General features: G+C 73.2%; 22 protein-coding genes. 12 read left to right on the top strand and 10 right to left on the bottom strand.

Annotated elements, in window-relative coordinates; all coding sequences use genetic code 11:
* The first annotated feature begins 249 nt into the window (after window positions 1–249).
* A complete protein-coding gene (locus BSL84_RS04335) occupies window positions 250–564 on the top strand; it encodes an FG-GAP-like repeat-containing protein (RefSeq protein WP_075969844.1) in 315 nt (104 codons plus the stop codon).
* A gap of 222 nt (window positions 565–786) precedes the next feature.
* On the opposite strand, the gene BSL84_RS04330 is transcribed toward BSL84_RS04335, so the two are convergent.
* Together BSL84_RS04330 and BSL84_RS04325 are read right to left on the bottom strand one after the other, a co-directional pair.
* A complete protein-coding gene (locus BSL84_RS04330; RefSeq protein WP_075969843.1) occupies window positions 787–2,067 on the bottom strand; it encodes an SWF or SNF family helicase in 1,281 nt (426 codons plus the stop codon).
* Entirely contained in the window at window positions 2,064–5,015 is a 2,952-nt protein-coding gene (locus BSL84_RS04325) for a DEAD/DEAH box helicase (protein WP_075969842.1), read from the bottom strand. The genes BSL84_RS04330 and BSL84_RS04325 overlap by 4 nt, the downstream gene beginning before the upstream one ends.
* Window positions 5,016–5,162: 147 nt before the next feature.
* Between BSL84_RS04325 and BSL84_RS04320 the strand changes: the two genes are divergently transcribed.
* A complete protein-coding gene (locus BSL84_RS04320) occupies window positions 5,163–5,345 on the top strand; it encodes a hypothetical protein (RefSeq protein WP_030031594.1) in 183 nt (60 codons plus the stop codon).
* A 127-nt stretch (window positions 5,346–5,472) separates the two neighbouring features.
* On the opposite strand, the gene BSL84_RS04315 is transcribed toward BSL84_RS04320, so the two are convergent.
* The 3 genes from BSL84_RS04315 to BSL84_RS04305 all read right to left on the bottom strand — a co-directional run bounded on the left by BSL84_RS04315 (window position 5,473) and on the right by BSL84_RS04305 (window position 8,011).
* Window positions 5,473–6,471, bottom strand: coding sequence for a polyprenyl synthetase family protein (locus BSL84_RS04315; RefSeq protein ID WP_045322538.1), 999 nt, complete (start codon window positions 6,469–6,471; stop codon window positions 5,473–5,475).
* A 191-nt stretch (window positions 6,472–6,662) separates the two neighbouring features.
* A complete protein-coding gene (locus BSL84_RS04310) occupies window positions 6,663–7,118 on the bottom strand; it encodes an SAM-dependent methyltransferase (RefSeq protein WP_075971966.1) in 456 nt (151 codons plus the stop codon).
* A 113-nt stretch (window positions 7,119–7,231) separates the two neighbouring features.
* Window positions 7,232–8,011, bottom strand: coding sequence for a hypothetical protein (locus tag BSL84_RS04305; RefSeq protein WP_045322537.1), 780 nt, complete (start codon window positions 8,009–8,011; stop codon window positions 7,232–7,234).
* 134 nt (window positions 8,012–8,145) lie between these two features.
* Between BSL84_RS04305 and BSL84_RS04300 the strand changes: the two genes are divergently transcribed.
* Window positions 8,146–9,060 (top strand): oxygenase MpaB family protein, encoded by a 915-nt coding sequence (locus BSL84_RS04300; RefSeq protein WP_030032811.1) that lies wholly within the window; start codon window positions 8,146–8,148, stop codon window positions 9,058–9,060.
* A 105-nt stretch (window positions 9,061–9,165) separates the two neighbouring features.
* Here the strand turns inward: BSL84_RS04300 and BSL84_RS04295 are convergent, their stop codons facing one another.
* Window positions 9,166–9,765, bottom strand: coding sequence for a class I SAM-dependent methyltransferase (locus BSL84_RS04295; protein WP_075969841.1), 600 nt, complete (start codon window positions 9,763–9,765; stop codon window positions 9,166–9,168).
* A 177-nt stretch (window positions 9,766–9,942) separates the two neighbouring features.
* On the opposite strand from BSL84_RS04295, the gene BSL84_RS04290 reads away from it, so the two are divergent.
* From BSL84_RS04290 to BSL84_RS04270, 5 genes are all read left to right on the top strand, one after another.
* The gene (locus BSL84_RS04290) at window positions 9,943–10,722 is read left to right on the top strand and encodes an MHYT domain-containing protein (RefSeq protein WP_030033516.1); all 780 of its coding nucleotides are present in this window, start codon (window positions 9,943–9,945) and stop codon (window positions 10,720–10,722) included.
* A gap of 152 nt (window positions 10,723–10,874) precedes the next feature.
* The gene (locus tag BSL84_RS04285; RefSeq protein ID WP_075969840.1) at window positions 10,875–13,532 is read left to right on the top strand and encodes an ATP-binding protein; all 2,658 of its coding nucleotides are present in this window, start codon (window positions 10,875–10,877) and stop codon (window positions 13,530–13,532) included.
* Window positions 13,532–13,978 (top strand): roadblock/LC7 domain-containing protein, encoded by a 447-nt coding sequence (locus BSL84_RS04280; protein ID WP_075969839.1) that lies wholly within the window; start codon window positions 13,532–13,534, stop codon window positions 13,976–13,978. Before BSL84_RS04285 ends, BSL84_RS04280 begins: the two co-directional genes overlap by 1 nt.
* Before the next feature lie 16 nt (window positions 13,979–13,994).
* Window positions 13,995–14,378, top strand: coding sequence for a DUF742 domain-containing protein (locus BSL84_RS04275; protein WP_075969838.1), 384 nt, complete (start codon window positions 13,995–13,997; stop codon window positions 14,376–14,378).
* A complete protein-coding gene (locus tag BSL84_RS04270) occupies window positions 14,378–15,142 on the top strand; it encodes a GTP-binding protein (RefSeq protein ID WP_324616518.1) in 765 nt (254 codons plus the stop codon). Before BSL84_RS04275 ends, BSL84_RS04270 begins: the two co-directional genes overlap by 1 nt.
* Window positions 15,143–15,165: 23 nt before the next feature.
* Here the strand turns inward: BSL84_RS04270 and BSL84_RS04265 are convergent, their stop codons facing one another.
* Complete coding sequence (locus BSL84_RS04265) at window positions 15,166–15,603, bottom strand: PPOX class F420-dependent oxidoreductase (protein ID WP_030031682.1); 438 nt, start codon at window positions 15,601–15,603, stop codon at window positions 15,166–15,168.
* Between the two features lie 106 nt (window positions 15,604–15,709).
* Between BSL84_RS04265 and BSL84_RS04260 the strand changes: the two genes are divergently transcribed.
* The gene (locus BSL84_RS04260) at window positions 15,710–16,108 is read left to right on the top strand and encodes a roadblock/LC7 domain-containing protein (protein WP_030031683.1); all 399 of its coding nucleotides are present in this window, start codon (window positions 15,710–15,712) and stop codon (window positions 16,106–16,108) included.
* A 164-nt stretch (window positions 16,109–16,272) separates the two neighbouring features.
* A complete protein-coding gene (locus BSL84_RS04255) occupies window positions 16,273–17,151 on the top strand; it encodes a DUF6397 family protein (protein WP_052680590.1) in 879 nt (292 codons plus the stop codon).
* Here the strand turns inward: BSL84_RS04255 and BSL84_RS04250 are convergent.
* The 3 genes from BSL84_RS04250 to BSL84_RS04240 all read right to left on the bottom strand — a co-directional run bounded on the left by BSL84_RS04250 (window position 17,115) and on the right by BSL84_RS04240 (window position 21,059).
* Window positions 17,115–17,516: a YchJ family protein gene (locus BSL84_RS04250; RefSeq protein WP_030027517.1), complete on the bottom strand. Its 402-nt coding sequence runs from the start codon at window positions 17,514–17,516 to the stop codon at window positions 17,115–17,117. The genes BSL84_RS04255 and BSL84_RS04250 overlap by 37 nt on opposite strands.
* 8 nt (window positions 17,517–17,524) lie before the next feature.
* Window positions 17,525–18,448 (bottom strand): acyl-CoA thioesterase, encoded by a 924-nt coding sequence (locus tag BSL84_RS04245; protein ID WP_045322534.1) that lies wholly within the window; start codon window positions 18,446–18,448, stop codon window positions 17,525–17,527.
* 88 nt (window positions 18,449–18,536) lie between these two features.
* Window positions 18,537–21,059 (bottom strand): DEAD/DEAH box helicase, encoded by a 2,523-nt coding sequence (locus tag BSL84_RS04240; RefSeq protein WP_075969837.1) that lies wholly within the window; start codon window positions 21,057–21,059, stop codon window positions 18,537–18,539.
* Between the two features lie 142 nt (window positions 21,060–21,201).
* Between BSL84_RS04240 and BSL84_RS04235 the strand changes: the two genes are divergently transcribed.
* Window positions 21,202–21,993, top strand: coding sequence for a metal-dependent hydrolase (locus tag BSL84_RS04235; RefSeq protein WP_030027520.1), 792 nt, complete (start codon window positions 21,202–21,204; stop codon window positions 21,991–21,993).
* Window positions 21,994–22,027: 34 nt separating this feature from the next.
* Complete coding sequence (locus BSL84_RS04230; RefSeq protein ID WP_075969836.1) at window positions 22,028–22,813, top strand: hypothetical protein; 786 nt, start codon at window positions 22,028–22,030, stop codon at window positions 22,811–22,813.

The following is a 22,813-nucleotide window of genomic DNA, read 5'->3' as shown; positions in this document are numbered from 1 at the left end:
TGCGGGCTCCGAGACTGACGCAGCGGCGTACGGAGGAGGTCGTCCTCCGTACGCCGCCGCTCTTTATCCCCGCGTTCGCCCACCCATCCGGAACTTCAACTGAAGGATGCTTCACATGTCTGTTCCCCGTACGCGCCCGGTTCGGATGACCGGCTTGGCGATTGCCACCGCGGTTGCCGCCGGCACCGTCCCGGCGGAGGCGACCGGTCCGGCGACGGCTGGCCCGCTGTGGGCAAGGTTGCGTCCGGTGTGACCAGCGATCGCCGCATCCGGTTCGCCGACGGCAAGGCCGACTACTACTTTGTCAAGCCTGACGGCAAGGTCGACCTCTACCTCAACCGTGGCGGCGACGCGGTCCCCGGCACCGGTTGGCTCACTGTCGGTCAGATCGCGAGCGGTCTGACGACCGACCACACGAAGGTGCGGTTCGTCGACTTCAACGCCGACACCCACGCCGACTACGTCCTGGCCGGACCCGGTAACAGCGCCACTGTCTTCGCCTGGAACGGCGGCGACAAGGGCAACGGCTGGATCGACCTCGGCAAGGTCGCGAGCGGCGCCTGACCCGGATCGCGTCCAGGGCCGACGGCCTCCGGCGGTTTGTCCGTGCCGTGCGGGCACGCCACGGGCAGGTGCGGCGACCACCATCCGCTGCCGCGTCGGCTGCCACGACGGGACACCCAGAGGTAACGTCCTTGATCGCTGCGGACGGCGCGGTCCGTCGCGGAGTGCCCCAAGCCGGCCGTACGTCGGCCGAAGTGGGGTGCTGCGCCGCCGTACGCCATCTCAGTCCGCCGGACCAGGGGCCTCCAGGGCCGCGGCCAGGGCCGTTGCCGGGTCCGGGGCCGAGGGGCCTGCGGGGATCCATCGCGCCGCCTCGCGGCGGTAGGGCCACCAGCGCCCCTCCCGCCCCAGCCGGATCTGGTGGCCGGTCCCCGACCGGGTCCAGCGGGCCCGGACCCTGCGCAGCACCGGGGCCTCCTCGTCCGCCCAGGCGGCGGCCAGTGCCGTGCGGGCGCGGGCCAGCGCGGCCCGGTCCGGCGTCCAGTCGTCCTCCAGCGCGGCCAGGCCGGGGGCCCCGCCGAAGCCCCAGGCGAGGAGGGCCAGTTCCATGTCAGCCCGGCTGCGCCCGGTAGCCGCCGCCAGACGGGAGCGGACCCGGACGTCATCGGCCTCGCGCGTGAGGCGTACGGCGTCCTGCGCGTGCGTGAGCGCGGCCGGCACGGCACGGTCGGCATGGCCCGGAGCGACCGCTTCCGCGAGCAGCCGGAATGCCTCGGCCGCGGCCGCCTGCGCGAGGAGTTCCACCGCGTCCACGTCGAGCCCGTCCGGCTCGGCCTCCGTGTCCAGGGTCGGCGGCTGACCCGGCGCCCGCGGCAGGTCCGGCAGCGGGGGGAGCGGCGGCAGGCCGGCCGGCGCTGCCCTGTACGCCACGTCCGCCGGAACACCCTCGCCGCCGGGCACGTCCGTATGCGGGGCCCGGAGCCGGGCGTTCGCGGTGCTGCGCTCCTCCAGCCCTTCCAGCAGGCGCCGTTCGCCCCGGCCGCGCAGGAGCAGCAGGACGAAGGGGTCCTGGTCCAGCAGCCGGGCCACCTGGTAGCACAGCGCGGCCGTGTGCGGACAGTGGTCCCACTCGCCGCAGTCGCACCGCGGATCCAGGTCCCCGATGCCCGGCAGCAGTTCCACCCCGGCCGCCGCCGCGTCCTCGGCCAGCTCCGGCGGGACCTCCCGGTCCAGCAGTGCCGCGATGTACCCCGACTCCGCCGCGGCGAGCCCCAGCAGCCGGTCCCACTCCGCCTGCGAGAACTCCTGCACCAGCACGTCGGTCCGGTGCGCCGTACCGTCCCGGTCGCGCACGATCGCCGTAAGTCCGCCCGGGCGCACCGAGACCGTCCCCACCGCTCCCGAGCGGGCGACGCGGCGGCCCAGCCGCACCTGCTCCCCGTCGAGCGCGCTGTCCTCCAGGGCGCGCAGCCAGGCGTGGCCCCACCAGGTACGGGCGAAGCCGCGGCCCGGTGCGGGCGGGAGCGCCGCGAAGGTCTTCTCGTACGGGTCCCCGCCGGTCATGGTGCGCTCCCCGCGGCCGGGCGCAGTACCACCAGCTCGGCGTCGGTCAGTTCGGTCAGCGCGCCCTCGCCGCCCGCGAGTACGGCGTCGGCCAGGGCCCGTTTGCGTTCCAGGAGGCGCGCGATGCGGTCCTCGACGGTGCCTTCGGCGATGATCCGGTGGACCTGGACGGGCTGGGTCTGGCCGATCCGGTAGGCGCGGTCGGTGGCCTGCTCCTCGACGGCCGGGTTCCACCAGCGGTCGAAGTGGACGACATGGCCGGCGCGGGTGAGGTTCAGGCCGGTGCCGGCGGCTTTGAGGGAGAGCAGGAAGACGGGGACCTCGCCGGCCTGGAAGCGGTCCACGAGCTCTTCGCGGCGCGGCACCGGCGTGCCGCCGTGCAGGAGTTGTGTCGCGATGCCCCGGGCGGACAGGTGCCGCTCGATGAGCCGGGCCATCGTCACGTACTGCGTGAACACCAGCACCGAACCGCCCTCGGCGACGATGGTGTCCAGCAGCTCGTCGAGGAGCTCCAGCTTGCCCGAACGCGAACCGCCGGTCGCGCCGCCGTCCCCCAGGTGCTGGGCCGGGTGGTTGCAGATCTGCTTGAGCGAGGTCAGCAGCTTGACCACGAGTCCGCGCCGCTCCATCCCGCCGGCCTGCGAGATCGCCGCGAGGGTTTCGCGTACGACGGCCTCGTAGAGCGCCGTCTGTTCGCGGGTGAGGGACACCGGGTGGTCGGTCTCGGTCTTCGGCGGCAGCTCGGGCGCGATCCCCGGGTCCGACTTCCGGCGCCGCAGCAGGAACGGCCGTACGAGCGCGGACAGCCGGGCCGCCGCCTGCGGGTCGCGGCCGCTCTCGACCGGTTCGGCGTAGCGGGCGCGGAAGGTCGCGAGGCGGCCGAGGAGTCCCCGCGTGGTCCAGTCGAGGACGGCCCACAGCTCGGAGAGGTCGTTCTCCACGGGGGTACCGGTCAGGGCCACGCGGGCCCGCGCCGGAACGGTCCGCAGGGCCTTGGCGGTGGAGGAGCGCGGGTTCTTGACGTGCTGCGCCTCGTCGGCGACGACCATGCCCCAGTCGGTGCCGGCGAGGGCCGCGGCGTCCAGACGCATCGTGCCGTACGTGGTGAGCACGAACTCCCGGGCGCCGGGCGTGAGTCCGGCCAGGCTGCGGGCGGGCCCGTGGAAGCGGCGTACGGGCGTGCCGGGCGCGAACTTCCCGATCTCCCGCTCCCAGTTGCCCAGCAGGGAGGCCGGGCACACCACCAGGGTGGGGCCGGCGGTGGCCGCACCCTTCTCGTTGCGGTGCAGGTGGAGCGCGATGAGGGTGACGGTCTTGCCCAGCCCCATGTCGTCGGCGAGGCAGGCGCCGAGACCGAGGGAGGTCATCCGGGCCAGCCAGCGCAGCCCGTGCAGCTGGTACTCGCGCAGGGTGGCCGACAGTCCGGGCGGGACGTCGACCTCGTCGGCCTGCTCCGGGTCGCCGGTGAGCCGTACCCGCAGGCGTTCCAGCGCACCGGCGGCCTGCACGCCGACCCGTTGGCCGTCGATCTCCGCGGACCCGGTGAGTACGGCGGCCAGCGCGTCCGGGGCGGCGACGGTACGGTCCTGGAGTGCGCGGGCGCGGCGGGCCTCGGCGGGGTCGATGAGCACCCACTGGTCGCGCAGCCGCACCAGGGGGCGGTTCGCCTCGGCGAGGCGGTCCAGCTCGGCGTCGGTCAGCTCCGTCAGGTCGGTCGGATCGCCGGGACCGCCGAGGGCGTGCCGCCAGCTGAAGGAGAGCAGAGCGCCGGGTGAGAGAAGCCCGCCGGACAGGGCACTCCCGGCGGTGTCGCCGGAGCCGACCACGGCGCGGGCGGTCAGCCCGCGGACGAGCCCGCGCGGCCAGTGCACCTGCATCCCGTCGGCGGCGAGGGCGGTGGCGGCCGTGCCGAGCAGCTCGGTGACCTCCTCGTCGGCGAGTTCGACGGCGTCCGGGACGGCCGCGCCCAGCAGCGGGGCGAGCGGGGGCCACAGCCGGGCGGCCCGGCGCAGGGCGCGCAGGGCGTCCAGCCGTGCGCCGGGAGGGAAGGCGGCCGCGGCGGCTCCGGAACCGGCCCAGACGTCGGCGGCGTCGGCGACCAGCGCCGCGTCGGCCGGGCTGTGCATCTGCAGGACGGCCCGGAAGCTCCCGCCGGCCGTGGGGACTTCGGCCGCGTCAGGATCTCCGGGCACCCGGCCCGGTTCGCCGGTGAGCTCGATCCGGAGGGAGAGGCGCACTCCGGCGTCGTGGCCGGCGGCCACCTCGGCGGCCCAGTCGCGCAGGCGGGGACGGCGCTCGGGCGGGCGGGCGGCGAAGGCGGGCCCACCGGCGGCCGCGGGTGCGGCGGGGGAGCGCGGCAGGGTGTCGGCGACGGCGTCGAGGAAGGCGTGCAGCAGCGGCTCGGCGGCCGGCAGCAGAAGCGGCTCCTGCGGATCCGGCGGTACGCAGCGGGCGCCGGGCGGCATGGCGGCGGCCAGGGCGCGCACCTGGTCGAGGTCGGCCGCATCCAGCGGCCCGATCCGCCAGGCGTCGTGGCCGGCGGGGCTCAGGCCGGGCAGCAGCTTCCCCTGAGCGGCGAACCGCAGGGCCAGCAGCGCGGCCGCGCCCCAGAAGACGGTGCCGGCGGTGGCGACCTCCGCGGGGTCGGTGATGTCGGCGGAGGTGCCTGCGGCGGCGAGGGCTTCGGCCGAGGCAGAGGCCGCGGCGCGGGCGCGGGTGAGCAGCGGAAGCGCCTGGTCCAGGCCCAGGACGAGGGCGCGCACGGTTGTCCGCCGCAGTTCCGCGGTGACGACGGTCAGCTCTTCGAAGGCGGCCGCGCGCCCGTCCGAGGCAGGGGCGGCCGGCGGCGTCCCGTCCGCCTGCCAGAGCGCGATCCGGCCACTGCGGGCGGGATCGCCGGGAAGGAAGACGGCGGAGCAGCGGATGAGGGTGGAGATCTCGGCGAGCACGCCTTCCTCAAGTTTGACTACCGGTAGGGGGTGGCCGAGCGTACCCCAACCCTCCTCGCTCCGGCCTCCGCGCGAATTGCCGGGAACCCGCGGCCGTGACGGCGCGTTGAGGGGGTAATGGCAGACGGCACAAGGAGGTGTCCGCAGATGTCCAGCAGCGGAAAGGTCGCGGTTGCCGGAGTCGTGGCAGCCATCGTGTTGTTCTGGGCGGTGGGCTTCTGGGCGGGCCTGCTGGTCCTCATCGGGGTGCCGACCGCGGCCTACCTCCTGCTGGATTCCTCCCAGCGGCGGCGGCTGCGGGGCGTGTCCAGGAAGCAGATAGGACGGTGACCGCGGCGGCGGTGCGCGGCGCGGGGTGAGGCCCGCCTCGGACGGGCCGGGCTCCGGCAGACGACGCGGGAGCCCGGCGGCGCCGGGTGCTCAGAGTGCCGGTGCGCGCCTCGGTGGCGCGGCCGGATCAGGCCGCGCCGCTCACGACGACCGGAGGGAGCTCGGCTTCGAGCAGCATCTGGGACGCGTGGTCCACGAGGTTGCGGAGCACCGGCTGGTAGGCCTCGTCGCCGCCCAGTTCGTCGAGGATCCGGTAGGCCTCGGCGCGGAAGGCGCCGATCTCCGCCCGGTAGCGGTCGAGGGCGTCGGGCGCGCGCAGGATGGCCGCGAGTTCCGTCCTGGCCTGGTGCGACCGGCCGGCGGCGGCGCACAGGCCCAGGATGTGCTCCCGTGACAGGGGTGAGGCGTCCTCCAGGACGGAGGCGAGCAGATAGGTCACCGTGCCGTTGAGCAGGTCCTCGTCGCGGCCGGAAAGGATGTCCTCCTGATCGTTGAAGATCTGCCACAGGATTCCGAAGACGTAGCCGAATTCACGCCACAGTTCGACCTTTGCGTCCGTGGTGCCCGAGAATATGGCGGCCATCGCGGTGATCATGCCGAAGGGGGCGCCGGATTTCCCGCGGTAGGTCTCCACCACCGATTTCCGGGAGGCGCTGCGGACATCACCGCGCATGTCGTCTATCTGGCCGTCGACGCCGATGATCCAGCCGTTCAGGATCTCGGTTATGAGGGCGCCGTGCGCCGACCCCGGGAGATCCTGCGCCAGGATGATCTGAATGGGCAGCGCGTTTCCGGTGACGACGGAGGCGAGCAGCGCTTCGTCCTCGGTGAGCTCACCGGAGATCGAGGCGCCGTCGGCGTCGGCCAGGTCGTCGAGGTAGCAGGCCGAGGTCCACCACAGCAGGTGCACCGCCGACAGCGGCACGGCCGGTCCGGGATTGCCCGTCTCTATCGCGTGCGTGAGCAACGGCAGAACCGACAGGGGATGTCTCAGTTTGCGCTGCTCCAAGAGCTTGGCCACGGAGTTCCTGGTGGTCGCCGCGACCGGGCCGAGCCGGTCCAGAGCGGTTTCGATCTCCGCATCGATGTCCTGAGCGACCTTTCGGTGCAGGTCCAGGTACGACATGGAATTCAAGAGTGGCCTCCATCGTGGAATGAGCGTGGGGTGAGGTGCGCACCCTTCGAGCCGCGTGACTGGCCGATTCGATCATTCCGGAGGAAAGGGATCCAGAGCGATTTCCAGCCGCCGTGGCCGGATCCCTTTAGTTGACTCGTTAAACTACCGATGGTAACAGCTGTTTTTGGCCATTCGAGCGATCAGTAGTAGCCATCCATCAGGATTGTCGCCCACTCCGGCTGCTTCACTTCCCCGCGTGGCCCGAATTCGACCATGTAGGGCTTCAGGTCGAGGACCGGTGTGCCGTCGACGGCGTCGAGGCCCTCGACATGGACGTCCAGGCCGTCCACCCCGACCACCCGGCACCGGGAGACGCCCAGCCGGTTGGGCCGGTTCTTGCCGCGCTGCGCGAAGATGCCGACCAGCGGCCAGTCCGTGTTGTTCCGCGGGTGCCGGGCGCCGGTCTCGATCCTCTCCGCCGGGACCCGGTCGAAGTGGTAGACGACCTCGACGTGTGAGAAGTCCTCCAGCCCGTAGAGGGCCTGCGGGCCGAACCGCTCGCCGTCCAGACGGATCACCGCGGTCTCCCGCCCCCAGCCGTCGTCCACGATGTCCGCGCGGCCGCCCACGACCACACCCACCGGCTCCGACTCCACCACAACGTCCCCCTCGGTCTCTCGTGGACTGCCGCTCGTGCGGACGCCGTCCCGGTGCGCCCGGTCCGTCCCCATGTCGCCGCTCCTGCCCGCCACGCCCGGCAGGGCGCCGGTCACGCCGGGCGGACCGCGACGCGGTCGAGCGCCGCCAGCAGGTCCGGCAGGCCGGGATCCCCATCCCGGGGAACGGTGAGCACCTCGCCCGGCTCCTCGTCCAGCAGGACGAAGGCCGCCTCCCCGGTACGGGCGACCAGGGACCAGCCGGGGCCGTCCACGCGCAGGGTCCGGGCCCCCTCGCCGGCGAAGGAGGACCGCACCCGGCCGGGCGGCGGCGCGGTCCGCGTGTACTCCAGCGCCTCCTCCAGCGCACGCGCGAGTCCGGGATGCGCCGCGGCCGCGGCGCCGCCGTCCGCCGCCACGCGTTCGCGCCAGTCGGCCCACTCCCGCGCGATCTGGTCCGCGCCCAGCCTCCGCTGCACCGGACCCCAGGCCTCCGCCGAGGGCGGCGCGAGCGGCACCCGCCCCGTACCGTCCGCGCCCTGCTCCGGATCGTGCGGCTCCGGGATCCCCGACGCGGCCACGGAAAGGTCCACCGGCCAGCCCGCCAGCGAGACCACGATGCTCCGCTCGTCGGGCGACAGGTCGTACTCCATGCCGCAGTCCCACGAGGCGATGGCGGCGGCCACGAGCGAGACGTCGTCGACGACGACCGTCCAGCGGGCGCCCTCCTCGTCCTGGCCGAGCACCAGGCCGTACCCCTCCTTGTTGGGCGCCACACCCAGCAGGGCGCACGCCTCGGGGAAGTCGTCCCCCAGGAAACCGGGGAACTGCGCGGGGGTCAGGAGTACGGCGGTCAGCACGTACAGCGAGCCGCCACCCTCGTCGTCGGACACCTGGCCTCCCGCTGCTCTCTCGTCGGCGCACCTTAACCAGTGGGTAACCCGCGCGTCGAGAGCCTGCGGGCCACGATTTCCAAGGCTGCCACCTGCACGTAGAGTTGGGGACCCGCCACAGAAAGGGACACCCGGTGCAGCGTTACGACCGGCTTAAGGAGATCCTCCGGCTCGATCCCGACCAGGACTTCCTCGCCATCTACCGGCTCACCGCCACCTGCGAGTTCCCCTGGGACTTCGCCCGCGCCCTGGAGCTCGCGCTGTTCCGGACGTACGCCGTCCCCAGCATCGGCGGCCTGCTGGCCGAGACCGCCGAGTTCACCGAGCGCACGCAGAAGCGCTACGACGACACCGCGCTGCTCCTCGACGCGGTCGTCGAGCACGGCTTCGACAGCGACACCGCGCGCACGGCGATCCGCCGCGTCAACCAGATGCACCGCAGTTACGACATCTCCAACGACGACATGCGCTACGTCCTGTGCACGTTCGTGGTGATTCCGTCCCGCTGGCTGGACGCCTACGGCTGGCGCCCCATGACCCACCACGAACGCCGGGCGAGCGCCAACTACTACACCGCTCTCGGCCGACACCTGGGCATCACGGACATCCCGGGCTCCTACGAGGAGTTCGAAGCCACCCTCGACGCCTACGAGGCGGCCCACTTCGGCTGGGACGAGGGCGCCCGCAAGGTCGCCGACTCCACCCTCGACCTGATGGCCTCCTGGTACCCGGCACCGCTCGCACCCGCCGTGCGCCGCGGAGGCCTCGCCCTCCTCGACGACTCACTGATCGCCGCCTTCCGGTACGAGGCCCCGAACGCCGGCTTCCGGAAGCTGGTGCAGGGCGCCTTGCGCCTGCGGGGCCGCGCGGTCCGTCTGCTGCCCCCGCGCCGGGCCCCGCACTACGCCCGCCAGAACCCGGAGATCAAGGGCTATCCCGACGGTTACGACGTGGGCGAGCTCGGCACCTTCCCCGTGCCCGGCGGGGGCGGCTGCCCCGTACCGCATCCGCGCCGGCCCGCCGGGGCCGAGGCCCAGCCTCCGGCCTGATCCGGCCACGGCACCGGGAACGCGGCCCGGGAGCACGGATCGGGAACGCGGCCCGGGAGCACGGATCGGGAACGCGGCCCGGCGGACCGGGAGCGCGTACCGGGGTCAGGACCGGCGCGCGGCCAGCGCCAGGAACCGGTGGTCCTCGTCGGCGTACGAGGTCATGTCCCATCCGGAGGCGGACAGGAGCGGGCCGAGGTTGTGCTCGGCCCGCAGGTCCTGCGGGGTCAGCTCGCGGCCGTGGCGCGCGGCGAGCGCGGCCCGCCCGATCGGGTGGAAGAGCGCGAGCCGGCCGCCCGGCCGGACCACCCGCGCCAGTTCGCGCAGGTTCGCCGCCGGATCGGGCAGGTGGGCGATGAGCCCGGCGGCGAACACCGCGTCCAGCGCCTCGTCGCGCAGCGGCAGCCGGGCCACGTCGGCGAGCAGCAGCGCGCCCTCGGCTGCGCGCCCGGCCCGCTGCGCGGCGGCCAGCATCTGCGGTGTGAGGTCCACGCCGAGCACGGTGCCCGCGGGTCCGACCGTGGCCCGCAGTGAGGCCAGGGCCCGCCCGGTGCCGCAGCCCGCGTCGAGCACCCGGTCCCCGGGCCGCAGCCCGAACTCCGCCACGGCGGTGGCGAAGGCCGGCCCGTCCTCCGGGAACTTGCGGTCCCAGCCTTCGGCCCGCGCCCCGAAGAACTCCTGCACGTGGGTGTGGTCTTCGCTCATGGGCCCATGATCCCCCACCACCGCGCCGCCGGGTGCCCGCGGCCCGTGCGCAAGGTGGCGCGCGGGGTGATCGAAGGTGAACGTAGCTCTGTCATATTCCAGCACTTACAGCTGCTTTCGAAATGCGCCCCCTGTTCGCGCCCTCACCCGGACTAGCGTCCGGTGGCCATGGGACACCTGGGACATCTGGACCACGCCGCCTACGGCTGGCTGACACCCGTGCTGTCATACGTGATGGCATCGATCGGCGCCGCCCTCGGGCTGCGCTGCACGGTCCGCGCACTCGCCGCGACCGGAGCCGTCCGCCGCAACTGGCTCCTCACCGCGGCCTCCGCCATCGGAACCGGCATCTGGACCATGCACTTCGTCGCGATGCTCGGCTTCGAGGTCACCGGGACGGAGATCCACTACGACGTGCCGCTCACCATCCTCAGCCTGCTCGTCGCCATGCTCGTCGTCGGTGCCGGGGTCTTCGCGGTGGGCTACGGCAGGGCGCGCGGGCGTGCCCTCGTACTGGGCGGGCTCACCACCGGAATCGGGGTCGCCAGCATGCACTACCTGGGCATGGCGGCCCTGCGCCTGCACGGTGAGGTCACTTACGACCCGCTCGTCGTCGGGCTGTCCGTCGTCATCGCCGTGGTCGCCGCCACCGCCGCTCTCTGGGCCGCGCTCAACATCAGGTCGCCCCTGGCCGTGGCCGCCGCCTCCCTCGTCATGGGCGCCGCCGTCAGCAGCATGCACTACACGGGCATGACCGCCGTCGCCGTCAGCGTCAGCCCCTCGGACGCCGCCCTGCCCGGGGCCACCGCGATGCAGTTCATCTTCCCGCTCGCCGTCGGACTGGGCTCCTACCTGTTCATCACCGCCGCCTTCGTCGCGCTCTCCCCGACGGCCGACGAGCGCGCCGCCTCCGCCTCCGCCCGGCACCTGGGGGAGCACACCGCGGCCGCGCACTGAGAGCGCCGCCCCGGGAGCGCGGGCCGCACCGTACCCCTACCAGCGCCCGTACCCGTACCAGCCGCCCGGACCCGTACCACTTGTCCCTTCACCGCCCGTCCGATCCGTTGCGGCCGACCGCAACCGCAGGCACCGCCCGGAACGAGGAGCCCATGCGAACACCCCGCAGAAGACCGGAAGCAGCGGTGCCGCGGCTGTCCGCGCCGCCGGCCCGCGGCCGCCGGGCCCACGCCGGGCCGCCGGCCGAGGAAGCGGCGGAGCACCCGGTGCGGCAACAGCCGAGGCAACAGTCGAGGCAACAGCCGCGACAGGCCGACGACACGCACCCGCCGCGCTCCCCGGCCGCGCGTGAGGGCCGCCCCCGGCTACGACTGCGCCCCGCCACCGTCCGCGCGAAGATCGTCTCCCTGCTGATGGTCCCGGTCGTCTCGCTCCTCGCGCTCTGGGCCTTCGCCACCGTCGACACCGCCCAGGACATAGCCCGGCTGGCCCGTGTCCAGCAGGTCGACTCCGAGATACGCGCCCCCGTCGCCGCCGCCGTCACCGAGCTCCAGGCCGAACGCCGCGCGGCCGTCCGCCTCCTGGCCGACCCCGCCGCCGACCCCGGCGCCCTGGACCAGCAGGCCCGTCGCACCGACAGCGCCGTCCGCGGCCTGCGGCTCGGCGACCGGCACACCGTCGCCGACTCCGGCGACTACCGCTCGGACACCGTGGTCCGACTGGACGCGTTCGTCGCCGCCGCCGAAGCACTGGGCTCGGCCCGCAAGGACATCACCGACCGCCGCGCCACCCCCGAGGCGGCCTTCGCGATCTACACCCGCGTCGTCGACGCCGCGTTCGCCGTGAACGGCTCCCTCTCCGGGGCCGAACACCCCGAACTCGGCCCCGACGCACGGGTCCTGCTCGACTTCGCCCACGCCGCCGAACTCCTCTCCCGCGAGGACGCCCTGCTCGCCCTGCCGGGCCAGCGCAGCGCCGACACGCTCCGCCAGCTGACCGGGGCCGTCGAGTCCCGCCGCGCCCTCACCGAGACCGCGGCCCGCGACCTGCCCGCCGCCCAGCAGGACGCCTGGCAGGCCGTCGCCAAGAGCGCCGCCTACGCCGACCTCACCGGCGCCGAGGACCGGGCCCTGGCCGCCGGCACCTCCCGTGACGGCCGCGGCGCGCCCGCAGGATGGGAAGCCGCGCACAGCGGCGTCAGCACCTCGATGCGGGAGATCGAACAGGCCGCGCACACCGCGGCCGCGCACCGGGCCGACCCCGTCGCCGAAGGGGCCTTCAGCCCCGCCGGAGCCGCCGTACTGCTGGGTCTGGCGGCCGTCGCGGCGTCCCTCGTCATCTCCGTCCGGATCGGCCGGGTCCTCGTCGTCGAACTGGTCTCGCTCCGCAACACCGCCCTGGAGATCGCCCACCGCAAACTCCCCGAGGCGATGGAGCGGCTGCGCGCGGGCGAGGAGATCGACGTCGCCGCCGAGACCCCGGCCGGCGCGCCCGCCGACGACGAGATCACCCAGGTCGGCGAGGCGTTGGCCACGGTGCACCGGGCCGCGCTCAGCGCCGCCGTCGAGCGGGCGGAGCTGGCCGGCGGAGTGTCCGGCGTCTTCGTCAACCTCGCGCGCCGAAGCCAGGTCCTCGTACACAAGCAGCTCACCCTGCTGGACTCGATGGAGCGGCGCGCCGACGACCCGAACGAGCTCGGCGACCTCTTCCGCCTCGACCACCTCACCACCCGGATGCGTCGGCACGCGGAGAGCCTGATCATCCTCTCGGGCGCGGCCCCGGGCCGTGCCTGGCGCATGCCGGTTCCCCTCACGAACGTCGTCCGTGCCGCCGTCTCGGAGATCGAGGACTACCCGCGCGTCGAGGTCCGCCAGCTCGCCGAGGCCGCGGTGGTCGGTGGGGCCGTCGCCGACCTCACCCACCTCCTCGCCGAACTCATCGAGAACGCCGCCCAGTTCTCCCCGCCCCACACCAAGGTCCGGGTCAGCGGTGAACCGGTCGGCACCGGCTACGTCCTGGAGGTCGAGGACCGCGGACTGGGCATGGGCCGCGAAGCCCTGGGCGACGCCAACCGGCGCATCGAGCAGTCCGAGGACCTCGACCTCTTCGACAGCGACCGGCTGGGCCTCTTCGTGGTCAGCCGCCTGTCGGCCCGCCACGGCGTGAAGGTGCACCTGCGCACCTCGCCCTACGGCGGCACCACCGCCGTGGTGCTGCTGCCCCACTCCATCCTCCAGGGGGCCGTCACCGTCGGCGACCCGGACCGGGAGCCGCAACGGGACCCGGCCGGGGCCGCGGACCGTGCCGGCGCGGACCGCGCCCCCGGGCGTCGGGAGGAGCGGCCGCCCCGGGGACCTGCGCCGGCAGCGCCGCAGCCTCAGCCACCTGCCGTGACCGTCGTACGGGACGGGTCGCGCGGCCCGGACGCCGTGGGCGACGACGCGCGCGGCACGCCGGCCGGCGCCGCGTCCGCCCCGGCGTCCGCCGGGGAGCCGCGCCCGGCACCGGTGGCCCCGCTCCGGCCGCGCACCGCCGGGGGAGGGAGCACCCGTACGCAGGCCGCCGCGCCTCCCGCGTCCTCCGCGTCCGCCGTCACGGAACTGCCGCGCAGGGTGCGCCAGGCCAGCCTCGTCCCGCAGCTGCGGGAGGCTCCCGCGCCCCAGGAGCCCGCCGGTGTCCGGTCGCCCGAGGACCCGCCGGGGCGCAGCCCGGAGCAGGCCCGGGACCGGATGACGGCCTATCGCGCCGGATGGGCCCGCGGCGCCGAGGACAACTCCCCCCACACAGGCAGCGAAGGAGAAGAAGTGTGATGATCGAGCACCAGAGGATCGGCCACGACGGCCCCCGCAGGTCGGGCGAACTGGACTGGCTCCTGGACGACCTGGTGCACCGGGTCGTCGAGGTCCGGCACGCCGTGGTCCTCTCCAACGACGGCCTGGCGGTAGGCGCCTCCAACGCGTTGAGCCGGGAGGACGCCGAGCACCTGGCGGCGGTCGCCTCCGGTTTCCACAGCCTGGCCAAGGGCGCGGGCCGGCATTTCCACGCCGGCGGCGTGCGCCAGACGATGGTCGAGATGGACGAGGGGTTCCTCTTCGTCGCGGCCGCCGGCGACGGCTCGTGCCTGGCCGTCCTCAGCGCGGCGAACGCCGACGTCGGGCTGATCGCCTACGAGATGGCCCGGCTGGTCAGGCGGGTCGGGGAACACCTCTACACCCCGCCGAGGTTCGCGGCGAAGCGACCGCCGGCCGCCGGCTGAGGGCGCGGTCCGGCACATGCGCGGCCACTGGTACGACGCCGAAGCGGGCCCGCTCGTCCGCCCGTACGCCATGACCGGGGGGCGTACCAAGCCGGGGCCCCACGGGGTCCGCTTCGACCTGATCGCCCTGGTCGCGGTGGACACGCAGGGCGGCGCGGACGAGGCGGCCGAGTCGCTGCTCGGCCCCGAACACCGGGCACTGCTGGGCCTCTGCCGGTCCGAGACCCAGTCGGTGGCGGAACTCGCCGCCGACGCCGATCTGCCCGTGGGAGTCGTACGGGTGCTCCTCGGCGACCTGCTGGAGGGCGGGCACGTCAGGGTCAGCCGCCCGGTGCCGCCCGCCCAACTGCCGGACGAGCGGATTCTGCGTGAAGTCATCGAGGGATTGCGAGCGCTTTGATGGGACACCACGACAACCGGGCCTCCGGGACGGCCGGGCCGGCCGGAGCCGCACCGGAGACGGAGACGGAACCGGGCCCGCGCCGGGGCCTGGAGGACCGGGCCTTGGACACGGGCCCGGCGCCGGGCCCGGGTTCGGACGCGGATCCGGGAGCGGTGGAGGAGGAGGACGGCGAACTGGCCGCGCTCGCACTGAAGATCCTGGTGGCGGGGGGCTTCGGGGTGGGAAAGACCACGCTCGTGGGAGCGGTGAGCGAGATCCGGCCGCTGCGTACGGAGGAGCAGCTGAGCGAGGCGGGCGAACTGGTCGACGACACGGGGGGCGTGGACCAGAAGACGACCACGACCGTGGCCATGGACTTCGGGCGGATCACCATCCGCTCGGGGCTGTCCCTCTACTTGTTCGGCACCCCGGGGCAGGACCGGTTCTGGTTCCTGTGGGACGAGCTGTCACAGGGCGCGCTCGGCGCGGTGGTACTCGCCGACACACGGCGGCTGGAGGACTGCTTCCCGGCGGTCGACTACTTCGAGCACCGGCGCATCCCCTTCGTGGTGGCCGTCAACTGCTTCACCGAGGCCCGGCGTTACGGCGCGCACGACGTGTCGCGGGCCCTGGACCTGGAACAGGGGACCCCGGTGGTGCTGTGCGACGCACGGGACCGGGACTCCGGCAAGGAAGTGCTGATCAGGCTGGTCGAGTACGCCGGGCGGGTGCACACCGCCCGGCTGCTGGACTCGGTGGGGCCACAGGCCGGCTCCGGGTGAGCCCGCCCGGCAGCGGGGGCGGATCAGTCGGACACCCCGGCGACGGCGACCACTTTGTCGATCGGGACGCGGACGAGGAGTTCGCTCGGGACCGCGTTTCGGCGGCCGAAGGCCTCGGCCGCCTCCTCGCCCATGTAGCGGGCGGCGATGCGGGTCGCCCAGGCGAGCAGTTCGTCCGAGTCGTCGGCGTAGCCGCTGATCTCGGCGCGCCCCTGGAGGACGACGTAGGAGAACGGCGGCCGGTCGTCGTCCACACACAGCGCGACGCGGCCGTCCCTGGCCAGATTGCGCCCCTTGACCGTGTCCTTGCCGGTGTTGAAGACGAAGGAGTCCCCGTCGAGTACGAACCAGATGGGAGCGACGTGCGGACTGCCGTCCTCGCGGACGGTGGAGAGCTTTCCGGTGCGGGTGGAATGGGACACGAACGCCCGCCATTCCTCTTGAGTCATCTTCTTCGCCATGGGCACATCCTCCTTGCCGGAAAGGCGCTGGTGGGGAAGGCTTGCGGCACGAGTACGCGGGGTGGGGCGCGGCCGAGCGGGCCGCGTCGACGGGGAGGGGCTGGGAATGGCACTGGACAAGCAACTGGACTGGCTGCTGGACGACCTGACGCGCAGGGTCCCACAGGTGCGGCACGCGGTGGTGCTGTCCAATGACGGCCTGGTGACGGGGGCGAGCGCGGGGCTGCCCAGGGAGGACGCCGAACACCTGGCGGCCGTGGCGGCCGGGCTGCAGAGCCTGGCGAAGGGATCCGGGCGGCACTTCAGGGCCGGCGAGGTCCGGCAGACGATGATCGAGTACGACGACGGGGCCCTTTTCGTCATGGCGGCGGGAGCGGGCAGCTCCCTGTGCGTGCTGAGTGCGGCCGAGGCGGACATCGGCCAGGTCGCGTACGAGATGACGCTGCTGGTCAACCGCGTGGGCGAGCACCTGGGTGTCGCGGAGCGGCGCATCACCGGCGGCTGAGCCCTCCGGCGCCGCGCAGCCCGGCGGGCAGGCGGCGGGGCGGGGCGGGGTGATCGGGCGGGGTGATCGGGCGGGGCGGAGTTTTCCACAGGCCTCGCGGGTTGTCATTGCGGAGAGTTACGGTCTTCACACAGAGTAATCGCTGCTCGTGGGGGAGGACCGTGATGGCCGTGATGACGCAGAAGGTGACCGCACCGCAGGGGGACGCAGCCCTGCGCAAGGAGGACGCGGCCCCGCGCAAGGGGGAGGTGGCGGCCGTCCCGGCCGCCGGCGCCGCGCAGCCGCTGGTCGGCAGCGCAGTGGCCGCCGGAGAGCTGGGCCTGAGCCGCGGCGAGTTGGCCAGGGCCGTCCAGCTGGGGATCGTACGGGCCGGGCCGCCGACGGCCGGCGGGGCCGCGCGCTTCGCACGGGCCGAGCTGGCGAGGGTGCGGGAGGCGGCCGCAGGGCCGCCGGACGCGCTGCGCCGCCAGGTCGAGACGGTGGCCGGAGCACAGGAGGCGGCCGGCGTTCTGGGGGTCGGCCCGAGCAGGTTCACCCGGCTCGTGCGCTGCGGGCACCTCACCCCGGTCGGGTACCGCATCAACCGCTACCGCGCCGTCGTGTGGCTCTATCTCGTCGCGGAGCTGAAGGAGTTCGCCGGCCGGGAGCCGCTGATGCTGCGCGGGACGGCGTCCGCGGAGGACCGGGAGCTGCTGGCGGCCAAGGGGGATCTACGGCCGCGCACATGGCGCGGGCGGCATGTGGGGCTGCTGCTGAGACGGACCGCCGATCCGTGGGCGCGCGCGGCCGTACTGGCCGCCGTGCTCCCCGAGGACGAGCTGCGCGCGGCCGTGCCCGATCCGGCGGAGCGGATCGTCCTGGCCGCGCTTGCCCCGCCCCCGCCCTACGGGCACCCGCAGGTCCCCGCCGCCGCGGCCGTGGCGGAGGGGCTGCTGCGGGCCGGGCCGCCGGACGAGGTCGACTGGTACCGCACCAGCCTGGAGTTCGCCCTGACCGGCGCCAGGGCTCAGTCGAAGTCGACGGGGGAGAGGGGGCCGACGTAGACCCAGGCCCCGGCCTCCCGGGTGAAGGCGCTGTGCTCGTGCAGCGAGCCGGTGTGCCGGCCCTCACGGTAGTGGGCGCGGAACTCCACCGAGCCCTCCGTCTCGAACATCCCGCCGCGCTCCACGGCGAGGATCTCCAGCCGCTCCCAGCGCTGCCCGGGGTCAAGGTCCAGGCGGGCCGGGCGTGTCGAGGAGTGCCAGGAGCGCAGCAGGTAGGCGGTGTCGCCGACGGCGAAGGCGCTGAACCGGGAGCGCATCAGCAGCTCGGCGGTCGGCGCCTGGCCGTCGCCGGAGTGGAAGCGGCCGCAGCACTCCGGGTAGGCGGCGGGCAGTCCGCAGGGGCATGGCAGGGCGGGGGTGGGCATGCGGGTGCTCAGTTCTCCGGTGTGGTGTCGGACGGACGGCCGGCCTGGTCCGGGCGGCCCGGCCCGGCGGGGTACGGGCGGAAAAGGCCCTCCTGGACCACGGAGACCAGCAGTCGGCCCTCCAGGTCGTAGATCCGCCCCCGGGCCAGGCCCCGGCCGCCGTGCGCGATGGGCGACTCCTGGTCGTAGAGAAACCACTCGTCCGCCCGGAACGGCCGGTGGAACCACATGGCGTGGTCGAGCGAGGCCATGTCGAAACCGCGCATCCCCCACAGGGGTTCCACGGGGATGCGCACGGCGTCGAGGAGGGTCATGTCACTGGCGTAGGTGAGGGCGCAGGTGTGGACGAGCGGGTCGTCGCCCAGCGGGCCGACGGCGCGCATCCACACCGCGCTGCGCGGATCGGCGCCCTTGAGCTCTTCAGGGGTCCAGCGGAGCCGGTTCACGTAGCGGATGTCGAAGGGCTGGCGGCGGGCCATCCGCTCCAGCGCCTCCGGCAGCGCCCCCAGGTGCTCGCGGATCTCGTCCGCGACCTTGGGGAGCGTGTCGGGATGGGGGACGTGGTGAGGCGGCAGCTGGTGCTCGATGCTGCCGTCCTCCGGATGATGGAAGGAGGCGGTGAGATTGAAGATCGTCTTGCCCTGCTGGACCGCGGTGACGCGGCGCGTGGTGAAGGACCGCCCGTCGCGCACCCGCTCCACCTGGTACACGATCGGCACCCCCGGGAGTCCGGGGCGCAGGAAGTACGCGTGCAGCGAGTGGACCGGGCGGTCGCTCTCCACGGTGCGGCCCGCGGCCACCAGCGCCTGGCCGGCCACCTGGCCGCCGAAGACGCGCTGGAGGGACTCCTGCGGGCTGGCGCCGCGGAAGATGTTGACCTCGATCTGCTCCAGGTCGAGCAGATCCACCAGTCTCTCGGCGGGGTTCGTCATCAGGGGATCTCCACTGTCGGGTCCGGGCGTCGAGGGCGTTCCGGGCGGGCCGGGCGTTCCGGGCGGTCCGGCGGCGTGCCCGGTCAGGTCACAGGGTGCCGAGCTCGCCGACCGAGGTGACCCGGACCACCGCCCGGCCCTCCTCGTCCGAGGCCGCCAGGTCGACCTCGGCGCTGAAGCCCCAGCCATGGTCGCCGCTCGGGTCGGCGAAGGTCTGGCGGACGCGCCACAGACCGTGCGCCGGGTCCTCCTCGATCTGCAGCAGCTTCGGGCCGCGGGCGTCCGGGCCGGTACCCAGGTCGTCGTACTCGTCCCAGTAGGCGTCCATGGCCTCGCCCCAGGCGTCGGCGTCCCAGCCCGACTCGGCGTCCAGCTCGCCCAGCGCGTCGACGTTGTCGAGCGCCGCCAGCTCCACCCGGCGGAACATGGCGTTGCGGACCAGGACGCGGAAGGCGCGCGCGTTCGCGGTGACCGGCTTGACCTGGTCGGCCTTCTCCTGGGCCTGCTCCGCCGTCTCCACCTCCGGGTTCGCCAGCTGCTCCCACTCGTCGAGCAGGCTGGAGTCGACCTGGCGCACCAGCTCGCCCAGCCAGGCGATCAGGTCCTCCAGGTCCTCGGACTTGAGGTCGTCGGGGATGGTGTGGTCCAGCGCCTTGTACGCGCCGGCGAGGTAGCGCAGCACGATGCCCTCGGTGCGGGCCAGCTCGTAGAACGAGGTGAACTCGGTGAAGGTCATCGCGCGTTCGTACATGTCGCGGATGATCGACTTGGGGGAGACGGGGTGGTCGCGCACCCACGGGTGGCTCTTGGAGTAGACGTCGTAGGCGTGGGAGAGGAGCTCTTCCAGCGGCTTGGGATAGCTGACGTCCTGGAGCCGCTCCATCCGCTCCTCGTACTCGATCCCGTCCGCCTTCATCTGGCCGACCTGGATCCCGCGCTCCTTGTTCTGCTGGGCGGCCAGGATCTGGCGCGGGTCGTCCAGCGTGGACTCCACGACGGACACCATGTCCAGCGCGTAGGAGGGGGACTCCGGGTCCAGCAGGTCGAAGGAGGCCAGCGCGAAGGTGGACAGCGGCTGGTTGAGGGCGAAGTCCTGCTGGAGGTCGACGGTGAGCCGGATGGTGCGGCCCTCCGCGTCCGGCGTGTCGAGCTTCTCCACCACACCGCCGTCCAGCAGCGAGCGGTAGATCGCGATGGCCCGCCGGATGTGCCGCAGCTGGGCCTTGCGCGGCTCGTGGTTGTCCTCCAGGAGGTGGCGCATCGCCTGGAAGGCGTCGCCCGGCCGGGCGATCACCGACAGCAGCATGATGTTGGTGACCTTGAAGCGCGAGGTCAGCGGTTCCGGGTCGGCGGCGATGAGCTTCTCGAAGGTGGTGTCCGACCAGGCGACGAATCCCTCGGGCGCCTTCTTGCGGACCACCTTGCGGCGCTTCTTCGGGTCGTCGCCGGCCTTGGCGAGGGCCTTCTCGTTCTCGATGACGTGCTCGGGCGCCTGGGCGACCACGAAGCCCGCCGTGTCGAAGCCGGCCCGGCCGGCCCGGCCGGCGATCTGGTGGAACTCGCGGGCGCGCAGCGTGCGGACCCGGTTGCCGTCGTACTTGGTGAGCGCGGTGAACAGCACGGTGCGGATCGGGACGTTGACGCCGACCCCGAGCGTGTCCGTCCCGCAGATGACCTTCAGCAGACCGGCCTGCGCCAGCTTCTCCACCAGGCGCCGGTACTTGGGCAGCATGCCGGCGTGGTGGACGCCGATGCCGTGCCGGACGTAGCGCGAGAGGTTCTGGCCGAACTTCGTGGTGAAGCGGAAGTTGCCGATCAGCTCCTGGATCTTGTCCTTCTCCTCGCGGGTGCACATGTTGATGCTCATGAGCGACTGCGCCCGCTCGACCGCCTGGGCCTGCGTGAAGTGCACGATGTAGACGGGGGCCTGCCGGGTCTCCAGCAGCTCGGTGATCGTGTCGGTGATCGGCGTGGTGACGTACTCGTACGACAGCGGGACGGGACGGGTCGCGGAGCGGACCACCGAGGTGGGCCGGCCGGTGCGCCGGGTCAGGTCGTCCTCGAACCGCTTCACGTCGCCGAGCGTCGCCGACATCAGGACGAACTGCGCCTGCGGAAGCTCCAGCAGCGGGATCTGCCAGGCCCAGCCGCGGTCCGGCTCGGCATAGAAGTGGAACTCGTCCATCACGACCTGGCCGATGTCGGCGTGCCTGCCGTCACGCAGCGCGATGGAGGCCAGCACCTCGGCGGTGCAGCAGATCACCGGCGCGTCGGCGTTCACCGAGGCGTCACCGGTCAGCATGCCGACGTTCTCGGTGCCGAAGAGCTTGCACAGGTCGAAGAACTTCTCCGACACCAGCGCCTTGATCGGGGCGGTGTAGAAGGTCACCTTGTCCTGGGCCAGCGCCGTGAAGTGCGCACCGGCCGCGACCAGGCTCTTGCCGGAGCCGGTCGGGGTGGACAGGATCACGTTCGCCCCGGAGACGACCTCGATCAGCGCCTCCTCCTGAGCCGGGTACAGGGTGATGCCCTGGTCCTCCGCCCACGAGGAGAAAGCCTCGAAAAGGGCGTCGGGGTCGGCGGTCGGCGGGAGCTGATCAATGAGGGTCACGCCCCCATCTTGCCTGGCTTCCTGCCGGATCCGGGAACCGGAGGACGGAACGAAGATCACCGACTGTACGCTGTGCCGTCGATGCGGCCCGAACGAACCGGTCAACAGGGCCCGATACACACCAGCGGGGCGGGGAAAGACGATGATGGGTCCGGCGCACTCACTGTCCGGGGCGGCGGCCTGGCTGGGGGTGGGAGCGGCCACCGCGGCCGCCGGCCACCCCATGCCCTGGCCGGTCCTCGTCGTCGGCGCGCTGATCTGCGCCGGCGCGGCCCTCGCCCCGGACCTCGACCACAAGTCGGCGACGATCTCCCGCGCCTTCGGCCCGCTGTCGAAGGGCCTGTGCGAGGTGGTCGACAAGATCTCCTACGCCGTCTACAAGGCCACCCGCTCCCCGAAGGACGCCCGCCGCACCGGCGGCCACCGCACCCTGACCCACACCTGGCTCTGGGCGGTCCTGATCGGCGGCGGCGCCTCCGCGCTCGCCGTCACGGCGGACCGGTGGGGCGTGCTCGCGCTGCTCTTCGTACACCTGGTGCTCGCGGTCGAGGGCCTCCTGTGGCGGGCCGCCCGCATGTCCAGCGACGTCCTGGTCTGGCTGCTCGGCGCCACCAGCGCGTGGATCATGGCCGGGGTGCTGGACCAGCCCGGAAACGGTGCGAACTGGCTGTTCACCGGACCGGGCCAGGAGTACCTGTGGCTCGGCCTGCCCATCGTGCTCGGAGCCCTCGTCCACGACATCGGAGACGCCCTGACGGTCTCCGGCTGCCCGGTCCTGTGGCCCCTGCCGATCGCGGGCAAGCGCTGGTACCCGATCGGCCCGCCGAAGCCGATGCGCTTCCGCGCCGGCAGCTGGGTGGAGCTCAAGGTCCTGATGCCGGTCTTCGTCCTGCTGGGCGGCTTCGGAGGCGCGTCCGCCCTCGGCTTCATCTAGACATGGCCCGCCGGACACCCCCTAGCCTGGGCGGATGTCTGATACGCACCACCTCTGGCGGCAGGCTCCGTCCTCCGAGACCGACTGGCTGACGGAACTCTGCGGTGACGGCACGACCGGCTTCGAGCCGCCCCGGCGCCCCGATGCGGTCTGGGTGCTGAACGCCATGTACGAGCACGAAAGCGGACCCGGCGGCCTCTCCCACCACGAACTGCGCCAGGCGGCCCTCGCCGCGGGTGTCATCGAGCCCGCCCGCCTCGGGAACATCGACCCCGAGATCGGCACCGCCACCGGCGGCGGTCTCGGACGCGCCGAGCATCCCGGACCGTCCTACCGCCGACTGCGGTGGGCCGAGCTCTCCGCCCGGTGCGGGGACCCGATGGTCCCCGACGGAAAGTACCCGTCCTATCGGTGCTTCCCGTCCGCGCGGCTGGACGACAGCTGGCCCGTCGGCATCGAGCCGCCCACGGAGGGCAGCCTCGACCGCCCGACATGGGACCGGCTCGTCGACGTGCTCGTGGCACACAGCACGCAGGGCCCGGACACCCGGGTGTTCGCCTACTACAGCCCGCTGATGCTGCCCGCGGCCGACTTCGACAACCTCCACGTCCGCACCGGTCGGCTGGGTGACGCCCACGCCCTGTACGACAACCCGGACGCGGACTTCAGCCCGTCCAACGTGTGGTCCGAGGACCGCTCGTGGATCCTGTGCACCGACTACGACCTGTGGGCCACCAAAGTCGTCGGCCCCGAGCACCTGGTCGAAGCACTGCTCCGTGACCCGGTGATCGAGGCCGTACGCCTTTCCTGGACCAGCTGA

Source organism: Streptomyces sp. TN58, from assembly GCF_001941845.1.
Classification (GTDB): domain Bacteria; phylum Actinomycetota; class Actinomycetes; order Streptomycetales; family Streptomycetaceae; genus Streptomyces.
The sequence above is the reverse complement of the archived record's forward strand: the minus strand, read 5'-3'. Positions and strand labels throughout refer to the sequence as shown.